This is a genomic window from bacterium (assembly GCA_016716565.1).
GTDB lineage: Bacteria > Bacteroidota > Ignavibacteria > Ignavibacteriales > Ignavibacteriaceae > IGN2.
Genome location: JADJWC010000001.1, coordinates 1,229,838 through 1,246,781, shown reverse-complemented (window position 1 = coordinate 1,246,781; position 16,944 = coordinate 1,229,838). Strand labels below are relative to the sequence as shown.

18 protein-coding genes are annotated in these 16,944 nt (G+C 36.0%); 16 read left to right on the top strand and 2 right to left on the bottom strand.

Annotated features, from left to right (window positions below; genetic code table 11):
* Positions 1-189 precede the first annotated feature (189 nt).
* The 8 genes from sufB (at position 190) to IPM14_05480 (ending at position 7,059) form a co-directional block, all read left to right on the top strand.
* Positions 190-1,638, top strand: coding sequence for a Fe-S cluster assembly protein SufB (gene sufB / locus IPM14_05515; protein MBK9097582.1), 1,449 nt, complete (start codon positions 190-192; stop codon positions 1,636-1,638).
* 35 nt (positions 1,639-1,673) lie between these two features.
* Positions 1,674-2,441 carry a Fe-S cluster assembly ATPase SufC gene (sufC, locus tag IPM14_05510; protein MBK9097581.1) on the top strand — a complete coding sequence of 256 codons (768 nt, stop codon included), beginning with the start codon at positions 1,674-1,676 and terminating at the stop codon, positions 2,439-2,441.
* Positions 2,441-3,757: a Fe-S cluster assembly protein SufD gene (sufD, locus tag IPM14_05505; GenBank protein MBK9097580.1), complete on the top strand. Its 1,317-nt coding sequence runs from the start codon at positions 2,441-2,443 to the stop codon at positions 3,755-3,757. The genes sufC and sufD overlap by 1 nt, the downstream gene beginning before the upstream one ends.
* Positions 3,758-3,765: 8 nt before the next feature.
* Positions 3,766-5,025 carry a cysteine desulfurase gene (locus IPM14_05500; protein ID MBK9097579.1) on the top strand — a complete coding sequence of 420 codons (1,260 nt, stop codon included), beginning with the start codon at positions 3,766-3,768 and terminating at the stop codon, positions 5,023-5,025.
* Complete coding sequence (locus tag IPM14_05495; protein MBK9097578.1) at positions 5,022-5,483, top strand: SUF system NifU family Fe-S cluster assembly protein; 462 nt, start codon at positions 5,022-5,024, stop codon at positions 5,481-5,483. The genes IPM14_05500 and IPM14_05495 overlap by 4 nt, the downstream gene beginning before the upstream one ends.
* 24 nt (positions 5,484-5,507) lie before the next feature.
* Positions 5,508-5,828: an SUF system Fe-S cluster assembly protein gene (locus tag IPM14_05490; GenBank protein MBK9097577.1), complete on the top strand. Its 321-nt coding sequence runs from the start codon at positions 5,508-5,510 to the stop codon at positions 5,826-5,828.
* 111 nt (positions 5,829-5,939) lie between these two features.
* Positions 5,940-6,473 (top strand): BrxA/BrxB family bacilliredoxin, encoded by a 534-nt coding sequence (locus IPM14_05485; protein MBK9097576.1) that lies wholly within the window; start codon positions 5,940-5,942, stop codon positions 6,471-6,473.
* A gap of 106 nt (positions 6,474-6,579) precedes the next feature.
* Positions 6,580-7,059 (top strand): Rrf2 family transcriptional regulator, encoded by a 480-nt coding sequence (locus IPM14_05480; protein MBK9097575.1) that lies wholly within the window; start codon positions 6,580-6,582, stop codon positions 7,057-7,059.
* 6 nt (positions 7,060-7,065) lie between these two features.
* On the opposite strand, the gene IPM14_05475 is transcribed toward IPM14_05480, so the two are convergent.
* Positions 7,066-7,410, bottom strand: coding sequence for a hypothetical protein (locus IPM14_05475; protein MBK9097574.1), 345 nt, complete (start codon positions 7,408-7,410; stop codon positions 7,066-7,068).
* Between the two features lie 161 nt (positions 7,411-7,571).
* Here IPM14_05475 and IPM14_05470 point away from each other — a divergent pair, with 161 nt between their 5' ends.
* The 7 genes from IPM14_05470 (at position 7,572) to IPM14_05440 (ending at position 14,692) form a co-directional block, all read left to right on the top strand.
* A complete protein-coding gene (locus IPM14_05470; protein ID MBK9097573.1) occupies positions 7,572-8,180 on the top strand; it encodes a TetR/AcrR family transcriptional regulator in 609 nt (202 codons plus the stop codon).
* Positions 8,177-9,142, top strand: a complete 966-nt coding sequence (locus IPM14_05465; protein MBK9097572.1) for an efflux RND transporter periplasmic adaptor subunit — start codon at positions 8,177-8,179, stop codon at positions 9,140-9,142. The genes IPM14_05470 and IPM14_05465 overlap by 4 nt, the downstream gene beginning before the upstream one ends.
* Before the next feature lie 7 nt (positions 9,143-9,149).
* A complete protein-coding gene (locus IPM14_05460; GenBank protein MBK9097571.1) occupies positions 9,150-10,082 on the top strand; it encodes an ABC transporter ATP-binding protein in 933 nt (310 codons plus the stop codon).
* Positions 10,083-10,093: 11 nt separating this feature from the next.
* Complete coding sequence (locus tag IPM14_05455; protein ID MBK9097570.1) at positions 10,094-11,398, top strand: TolC family protein; 1,305 nt, start codon at positions 10,094-10,096, stop codon at positions 11,396-11,398.
* A gap of 19 nt (positions 11,399-11,417) precedes the next feature.
* Positions 11,418-12,356 (top strand): ABC transporter ATP-binding protein, encoded by a 939-nt coding sequence (locus IPM14_05450; GenBank protein MBK9097569.1) that lies wholly within the window; start codon positions 11,418-11,420, stop codon positions 12,354-12,356.
* Entirely contained in the window at positions 12,346-13,479 is a 1,134-nt protein-coding gene (locus IPM14_05445) for an ABC transporter permease (protein ID MBK9097568.1), read from the top strand. The genes IPM14_05450 and IPM14_05445 overlap by 11 nt, the downstream gene beginning before the upstream one ends.
* A gap of 82 nt (positions 13,480-13,561) precedes the next feature.
* Complete coding sequence (locus tag IPM14_05440) at positions 13,562-14,692, top strand: ABC transporter permease (protein ID MBK9097567.1); 1,131 nt, start codon at positions 13,562-13,564, stop codon at positions 14,690-14,692.
* An 8-nt stretch (positions 14,693-14,700) separates the two neighbouring features.
* Here IPM14_05440 and IPM14_05435 read toward each other — a convergent pair whose 3' ends face one another.
* On the bottom strand, positions 14,701-14,883 hold the full coding sequence (locus IPM14_05435) for a hypothetical protein (protein MBK9097566.1): 183 nt from the start codon (positions 14,881-14,883) through the stop codon (positions 14,701-14,703).
* 1,536 nt (positions 14,884-16,419) lie between these two features.
* On the opposite strand from IPM14_05435, the gene IPM14_05430 reads away from it, so the two are divergent.
* Positions 16,420-16,911 (top strand): T9SS type A sorting domain-containing protein, encoded by a 492-nt coding sequence (locus IPM14_05430; protein ID MBK9097565.1) that lies wholly within the window; start codon positions 16,420-16,422, stop codon positions 16,909-16,911.
* Positions 16,912-16,944 lie beyond the last annotated feature (33 nt).

Here is a 16,944-nt window from a genome sequence, read left to right as displayed (position 1 = left end):
ACACTGGTTCAAAGTTAATTCAATCCTGATTGAAATACAATTTTATAATATTCCATCAACTATCTTGAGCATAGTCACAGTCAGCCTACTTTAGAATGGTTAATCTTGACTTTTTTGTATAGATAGTGTAAGTTTGAACCCGGAAAAGATATGCTTTGTTAAAAGAAAAAAGAATTTATAAGGAAATAAATGAGTTCAACTGAAGTTAATAAAATTGAAGAATTAGCGAATAAGGAGTACAAGTACGGATTTGTAACAGATATCGAGACCGATTCTTTACCAAAAGGGTTGAACGAAGATATCATTCGTCAACTCTCTGCCAAAAAAAATGAACCGGAGTTTATGCTCGAATGGCGTTTAAAAGCGTTCCGATATTGGCAGACAATGAAAGAACCACACTGGGCTAATGTAAAATATCCTCCTGTTGACTACCAGGATTTATCATACTATTCTGCCCCAAAAAAGAAACCAACTTTAAAAAGTCTGGATGAAGTTGATCCCGAACTACTCGCAGTTTATGAGAAGCTTGGTATATCTCTCGATGAACAGAAAAGATTAACCGGCGTGGCAGTTGACGCGGTTTTTGATAGTGTTTCAGTAGCAACAACTTTTAAAGATAAGTTGAATGAACTTGGAATAATTTTTTGTTCTTTCTCAGAAGCAGTTCAAAATCATCCTGAACTGGTTAAAAAATATTTGGGAAGTGTTGTTCCTTACACAGATAATTTTTATGCAGCATTAAACTCAGCAGTGTTTAGTGATGGTTCATTTGCCTACATACCAAAAGGCGTTCGTTGTCCGATGGAGCTTTCAACTTATTTCAGAATTAATGCTGCAAATACGGGACAGTTTGAGCGTACTTTGATTATTGCAGATGAAGGCTCTTACGTCAGTTATCTCGAGGGATGTACTGCACCTGTAAGAGATGAAAATCAATTACATGCAGCAGTAGTTGAATTGATCGCCCTCGACAATGCAAAAGTAAAATATTCAACTGTACAGAATTGGTATCCCGGCGATAAGGAAGGTAAAGGTGGTATTTACAATTTTGTTACTAAGCGTGGTGCTTGCCGAGGTGTTAATTCTAAAATCTCGTGGACTCAGGTTGAAACCGGTTCAGCAATAACCTGGAAATATCCGAGCTGCATATTACAGGGTGATAACTCAATTGGGGAATTTTATTCCGTCGCTTTAACAAACAACCGTCAGCAGGCAGACACAGGAACAAAGATGATTCATCTTGGAAAAAACACAAGAAGTACGATTATATCAAAAGGTATTTCTGCCGGACAAAGCCAGAACAGCTACCGTGGTTTGGTGAAGGTTGCGAAGAAAGCTGAGAACGCTCGTAACTTTTCTCAGTGCGATTCGCTATTGCTCGGTGATAAATGCGGCGCACACACTTTCCCGTATCTTGAAATAAATAATCCCGGTGCAAAAGTAGAACACGAAGCGACCACTTCAAAGATTGGTGAAGATCAAATCTTTTATCTCAATCAAAGAGGAATTTCTACGGAAGATGCAATTGGATTAATTGTAAATGGGTATTGTAAGGAAGTGCTCGCAGAACTTCCAATGGAGTTTGCAGTCGAAGCAACAAAATTGTTGAGTGTTAGTTTAGAAGGTAGTGTCGGATAATCAAAAGTTTAAATTAAAAGAAAGAAAATAAAACAATGTTAGAAATAAAAAATTTACACGCAGGCATAGAAGGCAATGAAATTCTGAAGGGAATTGATCTGAAAGTAAATGCCGGAGAAGTTCACGCAATAATGGGACCAAACGGATCGGGCAAAAGCACGCTCGCACAGGTTCTTGCAGGTAGAGAAGGTTACGAAGTTACTCAAGGTAAAGTTTCATATAACGGAAAAAATCTTCTCGAATTAGCTCCTGAAGACAGAGCTCGTGAAGGAGTTTTTCTTGCATTCCAGTATCCGGTTGAAATTCCCGGCGTCTCTAATACTAATCTTCTTAAAACAGCATTGAACGAAATCAGAAAATATCGAGGTGAGGAAGAACTTGATACTTTAGAATTTCTTGCTCTAATAAAAGAAAAAATGAAACTTGTTGAGCTCGATCAGAAGTTTTTAAGCAGAGCTGTTAATGAAGGTTTTTCCGGTGGTGAGAAAAAGCGAAATGAAATTTTTCAAATGGCTGTGCTTCAACCAAGGCTTTCAATACTTGATGAAACAGATTCCGGACTCGATATCGATGCATTAAAAATTGTGGCAAACGGAGTAAACAAACTTCGTTCAAAAGATAACGCAACAATTCTTGTAACTCACTATCAGCGTTTACTTAATTATATAGTTCCGGATTTTGTTCACGTTCTCTATCAAGGAAAAATTGTTAAGTCTGGTGGGAAAGAATTAGCCCTCGAGCTTGAAGAGAGAGGATATGATTGGGTGAAAAACGGTAAACTTGAAGAAGTGGTAAGTAAATAATGGACAAAACAGTTGACATAAAAGATTGGTATCTCTCGAACTTTGGCGAGCTTGAGAAAAGATTAAACGGCGGAAAAGAAAATCCAATTCATCAAAAAAGAAAAGAAGCACTTTCAAATTTTAGTAAATTGGATTTTCCCACACCCAAAGATGAGGAATGGAAATATACGAGCATCGCACCGTTACTTAATTACAATTTCGTTCCAACTTACGAGAGGAAAGTTATTTCCAAAGACGTCATCAAATCTTTATTGTTTGATGAGATGGATCATAGCTTGATAGTTTTCATCAATGGGAGATTTTCTCCTGAGTACAGCGATTTATTGAATCTCCCAAAAGGTGTAACTGTCGGAAGTATTGCAGATGAAATCAAAAAGAAAAATGAAATCCTCCTAAAACATTATGGTAAATATGCCGATCATAGAAATCACATTTTCACTGCATTAAGTACAGCTTTTACAGATGATGGTGCGTTCATTTTCGTCCCTTCAGGAAAGATTATTGAAGAACCGATTCACATAATTTTCATAACTGATTCAGGAAATGAAAAAATATTGACTCAGCCGAGAAATCTTTTTGTGGCTGAGAAAAATTCTCAGGTAACAATAATTGAACATTATGTTGGTAAAAATGATCAAATCTATTTTACAAATGCTGTTACGGAGATCGTCGCAGAAGAAAATGCTGTCGTTGATCATATTAAACTCCAGGAAGAAAGTAAGAAGGCTTTTCATATTGCAAGAATGGAAGTTGATCAGGAAAGAAGCAGCCACTTTAGTTCGCATTTGATTTCAACAGGTGCAGATCTTACTCGGAATGATTTCAATGCTAAGTTCAATGATGAAGGTGGCGAGTGTACGCTGAATGGTTTGTATATGATTGATGAAACTCAACTCTTTGATGCACATACATTAATGGATCATGCAAAACCGCATTGCAACAGCCACGAGCATTACAAAGGTATTCTTGACCATAAATCACGTGGAGTTTTTAACGGTAAAATTATAGTCAGACAGGATGCACAAAAGACGAATGCATTCCAGGAAAACAATAGTATTCTTTTATCAAATGAAGCACTTGTGAATACAAAACCACAGCTGGAAATATTTGCTGATGATGTGAAATGTTCCCACGGCGCAACAATCGGTCAAATGGATGATGATGCTAAATTTTATTTGAAGTCAAGAGGCATTGGTGAAGAAGCAAGTAAAAGTATCCTGTTGCATGCATTTGCAAGCGATGTAATAACTTCAATAAAAATTGAATCAATTCGAAATTATATCGAAAAAATTATAACAGAAAAATTCAATCAATAGAGAATTAAATGAAAGCCGAAACTGAAACGGCCATACCTGTTTCAAAAAATATTTATGATGTGCACAGGATTCGTGAAGACTTTCCAATTTTAAGTAAAAAAGTTCACGACAAGGATCTCGTTTATTTAGATAATGCAGCGACGACTCAAAAACCAATTTACGTAATAGATAAGGTTAATAAATATTACACAACGATGAATGCAAATATCCATCGCGGTGTTCATGCACTCAGTCAGGAAGCAACAGAAGCATTTGAAGGTGCGCGAATTCAGATTAAGCAATTCATAAATGCTTTGGGAAAAAACCAGGTTATCTTCACACGCGGAACGACAGAAGCGATTAATCTGGTTGCAAGTTCTTATGGAAGAAAAAATATCAGGGAAGGTGATGAGATAATTATTTCTCACATGGAACATCATTCGAATATTGTTCCGTGGCAGCTTCTCTGTAAAGAGAAAAATGCAAGGCTGCGAGTAATACCTGTCAACGATGATGGCGAATTGATTCTTGAAGAATTCGAAAAGATGGTAAATCAGAAAACAAAATTTATATCTGTTGTCTATGTTTCGAATTCACTTGGAACAATTAATCCTGTAAAAAGAATAGTTGAATACGCTCACCAGTTTAATATTCCGGTTTTAGTTGATGCAGCACAAGCAGTTAATCATTTAAAAGTTGATGTTCAGGAACTTGATTGTGATTTCCTTGCTTTCTCCGGTCACAAAATTTATGGCCCGACAGGTATTGGTGCACTTTATGGTAAAGTTGAACTGCTGGAATCGATGTCACCATATCAGGGCGGAGGTGATATGATCTCAAAAGTTACTTTTGAAGAAACGACTTACAATGAACTACCCCACAAGTTTGAAGCTGGCACTCCGGATATTGCTGGTGCGATTGGTCTTGGAGCTGCAATTGAATATGTCAACAAAGTTGGAATTGAAAATATTAAAGAACACGAACAGAGTTTGTTGGATTACGCAACAAGGCAAATTGCTGAAGTACCTGGACTAAGAATAATCGGTACTGCAAAAGAGAAAACAAGTGTACTCTCTTTCGTGCTTGAAAATATTCATCCTCATGATATAGGAACATTTTTAGATTTTGAAGGTGTTGCAATTAGAACAGGACACCATTGCACTCAACCATTGATGAAGAGATTTAATATTCCGGCAACATCACGTGCATCTTTTGGAATGTATAATACAAAAGAAGAAGTCGATGTATTAGTCAACGGACTTAAAAAAATAATTGAGGTTTTCGGATGAACCAGGAATTAAGAGAACTGTACCAGCAGGTTATTCTTGATCATAACAAAAGTCCAAGAAATTTCCGGAAGATGGAAAACGCAACAAAGTTTGCTGAAGGATATAATCCACTTTGCGGTGATCACATTGATGTTTTTTTATTAATTGAAGATGGAATAGTAAAAGACGTTTCATTCAAAGGTGAAGGATGTGCAATATCAAAAGCCTCAGCATCTCTGATGACTTCGATATTAAAAGGCAAAACAGTGGCAGAAGCTGAGAAACTTTTTGAAAAATTTCACGACCTCGTTACTGGGAAGCTAGGGGAAAATCCTGATATAGATGAGTTAGGAAAGCTTGCTGTATTTGCAGGAGTTCAGGAATTTCCTGTGCGAGTAAAGTGTGCTTCACTTGCTTGGCATACGATGATAAATGCATTGCATAATAAAGATGAAAAGGTAACCACTGAAGAAGAGTAAGATTAAGAGTATGAGTAAGAAACTATGGCAGAATTAAACAAACAACAGCTTGAAGAAAAAATTATTCAGACGTTAAAAACGTGCTACGATCCGGAAATACCTGTTGATATTTTTGAGCTCGGATTGATATATGAAATTGCAATTGATGATGATTCTAATGTAAAAATTAAAATGACTCTGACATCGCCGGCCTGTCCTGTTGCAGGTTCACTTCCGCCGGAAGTTGAAGCTAAAGTAAAATCGATTCCTGAAGTGAATGACGCTAAGGTTGAAATTGTTTGGAGTCCACCATGGGATAAAGACATGATGTCGGAAGTAGCAAAAGTTGAATTGGGGTTTATGTGATAACCCCAATTATCATTCCGTGCAAGCGAAGCGCGACAAGGAATCTTAAGATTAAATTATAAATAAAAGACCCTGAAATAAATTCAGGGTAAATCAAAAAAGGAGTAAAAAATGTTCAATATAAGTTCAAGACCACCAATGTATGATCAGAATGCAGTTCAGCCCATGAGAGATGAACTAGTGGCTGTCGGATTCAAAGAACTATTAACACCAAAAGAAGTCGAAGATGCAATTAAAGTTAATAATAATGAATCCGTATTTGTTTTGATAAACTCTGTTTGTGGATGTGCAGCAGGAAGTGCAAGACCGGGAATTTCACTTGCATTACAAAATGAAATTATACCAGATAAACTTTATACAGTATTTGCAGGTCAGGAAAGAGATGCGGTTGATAAGACAAGAGAATTAGTTGGAAATGTTCCTCCATCATCTCCGAGTGCTGCATTATTTAAGAATGGACAGTTAGTTCACTTTATGCACCGATATGAAATTGAAGGTAGTATGCCGCAGCAGATCTCCGAATACTGGAGAGAAATTTTTAATGAGCACTGTTCAAGACAGGGTCCGTCCATTCCTGCTGAGCATTTTGCAAAAGTTATGTACGCAAAGCAGTGTGGTTCAAAGATACCTTTGTACCAAGGATAATAGCATTGTCATTCCGAGCGAAGCGAAGGAATCTCTAATTTAATTCGACCAACTTAGATTGCTTCGTCGTCCTAACGGACTCCTCGCAATGACATAAGGGAAGTTTATGAAATTTAGTACACAAGAAGAATATGGTTTAAGACTTTTATTGAGAATTGCTAAAAGCGATTCTCCTAATGGTCTTACTATTCCTGAGCTAAGCACAGTTGAAGGACTTTCATCGGCAAACACCGCAAAAATATTAAGAGCATTACGTCTTGCAGGTTTTGTTGATAGTGCAAGAGGTCAAACTGGTGGGTATAAGTTAAATCAACCGGCTGATAAAATTTTAATCAGCGATGTACTTACAGCTTTGGGTGGAAAATTATACGAATCTAATTTCTGCGATCTTCATGCCGGAATGGAAAACATTTGCACGAACTCTATTGACTGCAGTATCCGCTCTGTTTGGAAAACGATTCAGAATGTTCTTGATAGTGTACTAAGTAAATTTACTCTTCAGGATCTTCTTGGAAAAGAAGAAGAAGTTGAAACACTTGTCTCCTCCATTGCAATTGAGATGGAAGCAAAGTTTAATAAAAACTAACTGAACTTATTCCCAACCACTGCTCGGAACATTATACCCTTCAGCTTTCAGACTATCGTAAGATTTATAAATCGTAATTTCAACTTCGTTGGTATTATGATAACCTTTCGAGCTGACCTTTACACCCTGAACTTCCTTACTTACTTTTACTGAAGCATATAATTTATCCTCCCCGATCAAATCGTTTTCAAGTGATGCTTTCTTCCCTGGAATATTTGATAGTGCCCAGTAAATTCCTTTTTTAGCATTTTGATATGCAAGATTCATATCATCTTCAGTTTTAGATTGAGCTAAAAGGTTGGATATCCCCAGGAATCCAAATATTAATACTAATATAAGGTAGTGCTTCATAGTTTCCTCTTTTTTGAAATGAATTTTAATTATTACGAATTTCATTATCAAGCCTTCATTTTTGGTGATAAATCGCACAAATGGAAACTATTACTTGACAAACCAGTTTCCATTAATTATTTTAGAAACTAAAAAAACGATAATAGTTTCCAAGAGGAATAATGGAAGACCAAAATAAAATAATCGAACATACAGAAGAAAAATTCTTCAGAGACGGTTTTTACAAAACCACAATGGATGAAATAGCCTTCGAACTCCGGATCAGCAAGAAGACGATTTACAAATTTTTCCCTTCAAAAGATGAACTGGTGAAAGCAATTGCAAAGTACTTTATGAACAGATTGAAGAATACTATTCTACCTGCATTAAATTCGGATAAGAATGCAATCGAAAAGCTTGGCGACCTGATTAATATACTTGCAAAAGTTTCTGAAAAAATTTCTGCTGCACGCATGGAAGAACTTAAGAGACACTATCCGGCTTTGTGGAATGAAATTGATAATTTCAGAACTGAAATAATGTTTGGAAACATCACTAAAGTAATTGATCAGGGAAAGAAAGAAGGACTTTTTGTTGATCATCCGACTAACATCATTATGAATGTTCTTGTGGCTTCAGTAAGATCAATTGTTAATCCTGATTTCATTATGAACAATAACTATTCAATCATTGAAGCAGCGAGATATGCTTTCAGAATTGTGATCAGCGGGATACTCACCGATAAAGGCAAAAAAGAATTTAATAAATCATTCAATAAGGTATTACAATGAAAAGTCTAATAATACTTGCATCAATAGCACTGCTTGCACTGACTTCAGGTTGTGGCAATAACGGACAGCGCGATTCAATTGAAGCTTCAGGCACGATCGAATCAACAGACGTAGTTATCAGCTCGAAAACCTCAGGCGAAATTTTAAAATTTAATTTCAATGAAGGTGAAAGAGTCTCTGCAAATGATACAATACTCATCATAGATCATGAGCTTCTCAATATTCAACTTCAGCAATCTAATGCTTTAAGAGATGCAGCAGAAGCTCAACTAAATCTGATGCTAGCAGGCGCACGAAAAGAGGATATTATCCAGGCAGAAGAGAACCTCAAACAAGCAGAAGTAAATTTCAAACTTGCTGAAAAAGATAAAAACCGTATGCAGAGTTTGTATGAATCCCGATCAATAACTCAAAAGCAGTATGATGATGCTGTTGCAAGATATGAGCTAATGAATGCACAATTTAAAGCAGCACAGGAAAATTATTCCAAAGTAAAAAAGATTTTCAGACCGGAAGAGATTGACCAGGCAAAAGCAAATTTGAACAAGGCAATCGCCGGAGTCGAGCTTCTAAAGAAAAATATCCGTGATTGTTACGTCATGTCCCCTATCGATGGTTTCATTGTAAAAACTTTTGTTGAAAAAGGAGAAACCGTTAGTCCGATGTCTTCGCTTTTCAAAGTATCAGATCTTGAGGCAATCGAACTTGAAATTTATGTTTCCGAAGAAGAGCTCGGTTACATCAAATTAGGGCAAAAAGCTGAAATTTCAGTCGACACTTTTAAAGATAAAATCTTCGAAGGAAAGGTAACCTACATCTCCCCCGAAGCAGAATTCACTCCAAAAAATATTCAGACAAAAGATGAAAGAACAAAGCTGGTTTTTGCAGTAAAAATATCAATACCTAACAAAAATTATGAACTTAAATCCGGGATGCCGGCGGATGCAGTGATAAAATTGTAACAACAAGATGAATGATGTAATTAAAATATTAAACCTTAAGAAAAACTTTGGAACTATCGAAGCCGTGAATAACATTACTTTTTCGATTGAAAAAGGTGAAATGTTTGGACTCGTTGGACCCGACGGTGCCGGAAAGACGACTACTATCAGGATGTTAACAGGATTGATCAAACCTGACTCCGGTAATGCTGAAGTGCTTGGATATGATCTTAAAACTCAGAAGAATAAAATTAAGGATGAGATCGGTTACCTTTCACAGAAGTTTTCTCTGTACGGTGATCTAACAATTGATGAAAATATAGAGTTCTTTGCGGACATTCACGGAGTTAAAAATTTTGAGGAAAGAAGAAATGAGCTTCTCGAGTTTACCAGACTAACTCCTTTCCGCGATCGGCTTGCTGAAAAGCTTTCCGGGGGAATGAAACAGAAGCTGGCTCTTGCCTGCACGCTTATTCACAAACCAAAAATAATTTTCCTCGATGAACCAACTACAGGTGTCGATCCCGTTTCAAGAAGAGATTTCTGGAAAATACTTTCTAATCTGCTCAAAGAGGAGATTACAATTTTTATGACTACTCCATACCTCGACGAAGCAGAAAGATGCAACAATGTTGCATTAATGAATAACGGGAAAATAATCAGCTGGGATACACCCAAAAATGTAAAAGCTTCTCTGAATGAAGAAGTTGTGGAAATTGTCTGCTCGCCTATCAGGGATGCTTATAAACTCATAACGGTAAATACAGATTACGAAGTTCAGATGTACGGCGACAGATTGAATGTAGCATTAAAAAGTTATGATGTTCAATATCCCGGCTTAAAAAAACTTTTAACCGACAATAATGTTCAAATAATCGATCACAGAATTATACCGGCGTCTCTTGAAAATGTATTTATTCATTTGATAAGTAAAGAGTCATTGATAAAAAAAGATTTTTAAAGGACTTCACTATGAAAAAAATAATTTTAATGAGCTTGATTTTAATTTCAGGATTGTATTCACAGACTCAAAAACTAACTTTGCAGCAAAGTATTGAAGTAGGTCTAAAGAATAGCAGACATATTAAAATCTCTGAATCTGTTTTGAAGAGTTCTGATGCAAGGGTCACTGAATACACATCGCAAATGTTTCCGAAACTTAGCTTAAGTGCAGCATACAATTATCTGAACCTGAACGATCCGGATCAGTTAAAGCTAGGACAAATGCCCACGCAGATAAAAAATCCTTTTTATCTTTATGGAATGCAGCTATCAATCCAGCAGCCAATATTTACGGGATTCCAGTTATCCTCATTACGCAGCTCGGCGGAAAACAATTTTGAAGCTGCCAATCACGAACATCAAAAAAATATCAACAATAAAGCTCTCGAAATTCATAATTCTTTCTGGAATTTATTCAAAGCTCAAAAGCAGGTGGATTTAAGTGAAGAGTACTTGCGCTCACTCGATGAAGAGTTAAGAATAACAAAAAACTTTATGGACAATGGACTGGTTACAACAAACGATTACCTGAAGCTGCAGCTTCAATCATCAAACACAATGCTGCAATTAATAGATGCAAAAAATAATTTATCATTAGCAAAAGCAAACTTTAACAAATCACTTGGTTTGCCTCTTAACGATTCAACTGATATCGAGACAAATTTTATTTTAATCCAGGTACAAGAAGTTAACTATGACGAATTTCTTTTCGAAGCAATGGCTAACAGAGAAGAACTTAAATCATTTGAATATAAAATTAAATCATCAGAGGACAGAATAACAGCCGCAAACTCAAACTGGTGGCCAAAGCTTTATGCAGGAGGAAATTTCTATTTATATAATGTGAATGCAGAAACTTTTTCAATTGATAATGAAAAACTTCAACTCTGGTCTGTTGGATTATCTCTTAACTGGGATTTGTGGGACTGGGGTTATACTTCTTCAAAATCTGAGCAGGCAGAACAAGAAATGCTGCAAAATAAAGAGTCATTCGAGCTATTGAAAGAACAAATTGAAATCGAAGTCTACAACGCTTACCTGGTGGTGAACAGTCAATCAGAAAAAATTACAGTGAGTAAGTTAGCTGTTGAATCTGCCGAAGAAAATTTCAGAATTACAAAAGACAAGTACGATAACCAGCTGGCAACAACAAGCGATCTGATAGATGCAGAAACCGAATTGCTCAATTCTAAATCAAAACTTACAATTTCACAGGCTGATTATGAACTTGCAAAAGCGAGATTGAATTTAGCTGTTGGAAGAAAGATCTATTGAGGACTCAGGAATAGCAGAATTGAACCGCATCGAAGTAAATAATCTCACAAAAAAATTCGGAAGCTTTACCGCAGTTGATAATGTATCCTTCAATGTAAAGCAGGGCGAAATCTTCGGATTTCTCGGTGCAAACGGTGCGGGAAAATCGACTACAATCAGAATGCTCACTGGAATTCTTGAACCTACATCAGGCGATGCACTTGTCGGCGGATATAGCATAATGAAAGAGCCAGACAAAGTAAAAACACAAATCGGATATATGTCACAGAAGTTCTCACTCTACAATGATCTTACAGTTGAAGAAAATATTAGATTCTTCGCGGGAGTTTATGGTCTTGCTGGTAAAAAGTATGAAGAGCGAAAAAAGTGGGCTTTAAAAGTTGCAAATCTCGAAGGCAAAGAAAAATTAATTACCGGCTCACTACCGGGAGGAATTAAACAAAGACTTGCGCTTGGCACTGCAGTAATACACGAACCCAAAATAGTTTTTTTAGATGAACCGACAAGCGGTGTTGATCCTATTTCAAGAAGAAATTTCTGGGATCTTATAAACGACCTCTCTGCCGCTGGAATTACAATTCTTGTCACTACTCACTATCTCGATGAAGCTGAATTCTGCAACGATATCATTCTTATTAATGCTGGTAAATTGATAGCACAGGGAAATGCAAAGCAGCTAAAAACCAATTACATAAAGCATACAATTTTTGAAATTGAATCGGACAGAGTTGTTGATAGTATGGAAATCCTCGAAAAGGAAGATTGGGTTGGTGAAATATCAATTTTCGGAAACTATCTCCACATCATACTTAATGACAACTCAAAAGGTGAAGCTGACATCAGAGAAATTCTAACAAACAGAAACTCTATAGCAGTGCACAGAATTGACAAAATCGTTCCAACATTGGAAGATGTATTCATCCATCTTCTGGAAAAGGACAAAGCGAATGCTAAATAGGATTTATGCAATAGCAAAAAAAGAATTCCGGCAGTTGAAGCGAGACAAGAGATTAATGTTTGTTATCTTCTTCTTCCCAGTTATGCTGCTTGTAATGTTCGGTTATGCAGTAAACTTTGATGTAAAGCATGTAAAGATCGCGGTTTATGATCAGGAAAAATCTCAGTTGAGCAGAGACTTTGTCAATTCTTTGCTGCAATCAGAATACTTTGATCTCGTTGATATGGTAAGCAGTGAAAAAGAAATCAACAGATATCTCGATGATAAACTTGCACAATGTGTAATCGTAATTCCAAATGATTTATCCGAGCAGATTTACTCAAGTCGTGAAGTAAAAATACAATATCTGATTGATGGTGTTGATGGTAACACCGCAAACATTATAACTAACTATGCCAATCTTGCAACACTAATATTCAATCAAAAATTTTCCAATCAAGTACTCGCAGTAAAAGGAATTAAGCAATACGAACCAATAAAATTTGATCCGCAGTTCTGGTTTAATCCTGAATTAAAAACATCAAAGTTTCTTGTGCCGGGGTTGATTGCTATGATTCTGATTGTAACTGCTGTAATCACAGTTGCACTTTCTCTGGTTAGAGAGAAAGAAAGAGGTACTATTGAACAAATTAATGTCTCGCCATTAAGTTCGCTGGAACTGATTCTTGGTAAATCACTTCCTTTTGTTTTACTGGCTTTGATCAATGCAGGAATAATTCTCATCGCAAGTTATTTTCTTTTTGGTTCAGAAGTGAAAGGAAGTCTGTTATTGCTTTTCATTACAACTCTTATCTTTTTGATTGCATCAACAAGTATGGGAATATTTATCTCGGTTGTTTCAGATTCACAGCAGGTTGCTTTTACACTTGCAACGTTTATCTCTCTGCTGCCTTCGCTTATTCTTTCTGGCTTTATTTTCCCGATTGAAAGTATGCCCGAGATAATTCAAATAATTACTAATGTTACTCCTGTAAAGTTCTTCCTCAAAATTTTAAGGGCAATAATGCTTCGCGGAGTTGGTATCGAAACTTTCTGGGATCAAATAGTATATCTTTTGATTTTTACTACAATTTTGATTCTACTCGGAACGATAATTAACAAAAGAAAGACGGAGAAAGCATGATGAAAATAAGACGCTTAATAATAAACTCATATAGCCGATTGAATGGTGAATGATTGAATGATTTAAAATTTAAGAATATAGTATGAACACAATAATAAAATTTATAGCAAAAGAATTTCAGCAGTTCAGAAGAGATCCGAAGATGTTCGGAATAATTCTGATTGCACCTGTTATTCAATTATTGTTTTTAGGATATGCAGTCAATCTTGATGTTGAAAATGTAAAAATGGTCGTGTTTGACCAGGACAGAACATCAACCAGCAGAGAATTCGTCAACAGATTTACAAGCTCCGGATATTTTGAAGTTGTTGATAACGTCAGCAGTTACAAAGAACTAGAAAACAAAGTAGACTATGCCGAAGCAATTTTAGGTTTGGTCATTTCACAGGATTTTGAAAAAAATATTGCAAGAAGACAGCCAGCAGCGCTTCAGGCAATATTTGAAGGCTCGGATGGAAACCAGGCATCAATATCTGCGGGATATGTGCAATCAATTGTTGCTCAATATTCAAAAAATATTCTTATCGATTACGTTAATAGAAACGGGAAGAAAATTTCACCAGCAGGTAACCTTTCTGCTGAAATAAGAGTATGGTATAATCCTGAAATGAAGACAAGAAACTATATGGTTCCCGGCATTGTTGGGTTGCTTGTTAGTCTCGTAACTCTGGTTTTGACTTCGCTAGCGGTCGTCAAAGAAAAAGAAATCGGAACGATGGAGCAGCTGATTGTAACTCCTATCAAACCATATCAATTAATTGCCGGCAAGTTGATTCCATTTACAATACTTGGTTTGGTTTCAGTAATCATTGTGCTTGGAGCAATGAGAGTTATCTTTGCTATACCTGTAAAAGGAAGTGAATTATTTTTGTTACTATCAGCTTTTTTTTACATACTTTCAACACTTGGAATAGGATTGTTCATCTCAACAATTTCAAAAACACAGCAGCAGGCAATGATGATTGCAATCTTTGCAGTAATGATGCCGATGATATTCTTATCGGGTTTTGCATTTCCGATTGAGAATATGCCAAAGATCATTCAGTACATCTCGTATATCATCCCATTAAAATATTTTAATATTATTATAAGAGGTGTAATACTGAAAGGTTTGGGTTTTGCAGATTTGTGGTTTAACACTGTGGTGTTATTCTTAATGGGTGTTACAATTTTATTTTTAAGTTCGAGAAGATTTAAGAGTAGGTTAGAGTAATAAACTTACTAATCATTTCCTTCCACAATCTTTATTTCCTCTTCCGTTAAACCATAAAGTTGGTAAACTAGTTCGTCTATCTGCTTATCGAGTGTTTCGCATTTGCGCTCTAAATAATTTTTGTCTCCTTCTGTTCTGGCTTGCTGCAACTGCTTCTTTGCGGTGAGGACTTGATAAACAACTATGAACAGCACTAAAAAAATATTATCGATAACCTAAAATATTATTATAAATATCCCTAGCTTTTCAGTACTGAATAGCAAGTCCATTTACTTTTTTTCTTTAGTTTATAATTGCCTCTATCAACCTATCCCCTATTGCTTTTTACAAATAAATTCTTAATGTTCAGTAAGAGTAAATAATTGTTAAGTTTATTTTGATAAAACCAATTAACTGAAATAAACAAAAAAAATTATTCAATACGCCAAGGGAGGCTCAAAATGAAAAAGACAGTTGTCGCAATTTTTTTATTTCTTCTCTCCATAAACAGTTACACTCAAAACAAACCAGATGGATTTGCAGTTAAAACCTCATTTCCTGAAAATCCAATCGTGTCAATCAAGAATGATGTATACAATCCTGATGTAGCATCACTTGAAAAAAAATATTCTCCGGGGCAGAACACAAAATCCGAAGAGACTTCTTTATTTAAAAGTAATTTTGATGTGGATGCATTTCAGACCTTAATAGAAAGTGGAAACGAGCAATACCTTAGCCATTGTGTTGTAACAGAAAGAACCGGCAGCACAGCAGGCACTATCTGGGTAGTCGTTGGAATTAGATCGAGCAATGCTGGTGAAGATAGAATTGGAGTATTTAAAACCGGGATAAACGGGTGGATTTTACAAACAAGCATTTTTACTCAACGATATTTGGATTACTCTATTGATGCGGAGTTAATAGAAACTACTAGTGGCGGAAAATATTTATGGATGGTTGTAGGGAGCAAACAATCTCTATTTTCAAGAAGAGAAGTGTACTATGCCGGATTAAATACTGAAAATCCATTTGAGAGAATTACAGGTATTCTTAACTGGCCCGGTGCCGGTCCCAACGATGAATATTATAATGCCAGAATTACGACGGACAATTTCACGTACCCTGACAATTCAGAAATTTATGTTGTAGCTTCATTAGACTCACTAACATTTGATAACAAACATGTTAATGCTCAAAAGTTGGCAAGGATTGTCTTCCCACATAATCCAGTGAATGCCGCAATATTATACAGAAGAACTATTCTGCCCGTTTATTGGCCTGATGGTGGAGCAACAGAAACACACTATCTATATTCTGACATAGCATACTACAGTCTTTCTCAAGGAAATGATAAATTAATTTTCACGTATTCTAATGTACCTGATGATACCAGAATATGGCTTTCAACTTGCTATACTGTAGGACTTAATGCAGAATTCATCGGAACAATAGATGGTCATGGTAATTATAAAATCAGCAACTCTGCTATTTCTGCGCCGAGTGGCGGTTCTAGTCAACAATTAATGGTGGTATTTGAAGAAAATTATCAGAACTCTGATGATTGGGATCTTGTTTCTGCCCGATCAAATGATTTAGGCAGCACCTGGTATTTAAATTATATAGATGGCTATTCATCAAATACCGATAAACTTCCCGTATTAGGATCAGTAGTAAGTCGGAAAGGTGTTGAGGACGAATACTATGTGTCGTATGCTTCTTTTAAACCAGGTGTGTTTATCGATTCAATTATGTCAACTAAATCGAATAATGGTGTTACTAATTATTGGGATCAAAAAGTTAGGATGGATGGTATTTATCCAACAACGAATATTTTTTCATCTGTCGGAATTACAAACACCCCCGACGAAAGAGTTACAGTTTGGAGTAGCCTGATTGGCAGCTCAAATTTTTATTTGATTGGTTCCTTCTGGCCGAACTTACCCTCATCTGTTGGCAATGAAACCGAAACTGAGTTAAACTCTTTTCAATTATTTCAGAATTATCCCAATCCATTTAATCCAACAACAAAGATAAGCTGGCAGTCACCAGTCGGCGGTTTTCAATCAATAAAAGTTTATGATGTTCTCGGAAACGAAGTTGCAAGATTAATTAATGAATACAAACCTGCGGGTAGTTATGAAGTTGAATTCAATGCTTCTGCACTTTCAAGCGGAATTTATTTCTACAAATTGCAGGCGGGATCTTTTACCGAAACGAAGAAGATGATAGTTATAAAGTAAGTAAACAATCTTATTTAAAAATTTATTGAAGCG

What these genes read in the sequence shown, in the direction of transcription:
- sufB (MBK9097582.1), top strand. Translation starts at nt 190, where the DNA reads ATGAGTTCAACTGAAGTTAATAAAATTGAAGAATTAGCGAATAAGGAG.
- sufC (MBK9097581.1), top strand. Translation starts at nt 1,674, where the DNA reads ATGTTAGAAATAAAAAATTTACACGCAGGCATAGAAGGCAATGAAATT.
- sufD (MBK9097580.1), top strand. Translation starts at nt 2,441, where the DNA reads ATGGACAAAACAGTTGACATAAAAGATTGGTATCTCTCGAACTTTGGC.
- IPM14_05500 (MBK9097579.1), top strand. Translation starts at nt 3,766, where the DNA reads ATGAAAGCCGAAACTGAAACGGCCATACCTGTTTCAAAAAATATTTAT.
- IPM14_05495 (MBK9097578.1), top strand. Translation starts at nt 5,022, where the DNA reads ATGAACCAGGAATTAAGAGAACTGTACCAGCAGGTTATTCTTGATCAT.
- IPM14_05490 (MBK9097577.1), top strand. Translation starts at nt 5,508, where the DNA reads ATGGCAGAATTAAACAAACAACAGCTTGAAGAAAAAATTATTCAGACG.
- IPM14_05485 (MBK9097576.1), top strand. Translation starts at nt 5,940, where the DNA reads ATGTTCAATATAAGTTCAAGACCACCAATGTATGATCAGAATGCAGTT.
- IPM14_05480 (MBK9097575.1), top strand. Translation starts at nt 6,580, where the DNA reads ATGAAATTTAGTACACAAGAAGAATATGGTTTAAGACTTTTATTGAGA.
- IPM14_05475 (MBK9097574.1), bottom strand. Translation starts at nt 7,410, where the DNA reads ATGAAGCACTACCTTATATTAGTATTAATATTTGGATTCCTGGGGATA.
- IPM14_05470 (MBK9097573.1), top strand. Translation starts at nt 7,572, where the DNA reads ATGGAAGACCAAAATAAAATAATCGAACATACAGAAGAAAAATTCTTC.
- IPM14_05465 (MBK9097572.1), top strand. Translation starts at nt 8,177, where the DNA reads ATGAAAAGTCTAATAATACTTGCATCAATAGCACTGCTTGCACTGACT.
- IPM14_05460 (MBK9097571.1), top strand. Translation starts at nt 9,150, where the DNA reads ATGAATGATGTAATTAAAATATTAAACCTTAAGAAAAACTTTGGAACT.
- IPM14_05455 (MBK9097570.1), top strand. Translation starts at nt 10,094, where the DNA reads ATGAAAAAAATAATTTTAATGAGCTTGATTTTAATTTCAGGATTGTAT.
- IPM14_05445 (MBK9097568.1), top strand. Translation starts at nt 12,346, where the DNA reads ATGCTAAATAGGATTTATGCAATAGCAAAAAAAGAATTCCGGCAGTTG.
- IPM14_05440 (MBK9097567.1), top strand. Translation starts at nt 13,562, where the DNA reads ATGAACACAATAATAAAATTTATAGCAAAAGAATTTCAGCAGTTCAGA.
- IPM14_05430 (MBK9097565.1), top strand. Translation starts at nt 16,420, where the DNA reads ATGTCAACTAAATCGAATAATGGTGTTACTAATTATTGGGATCAAAAA.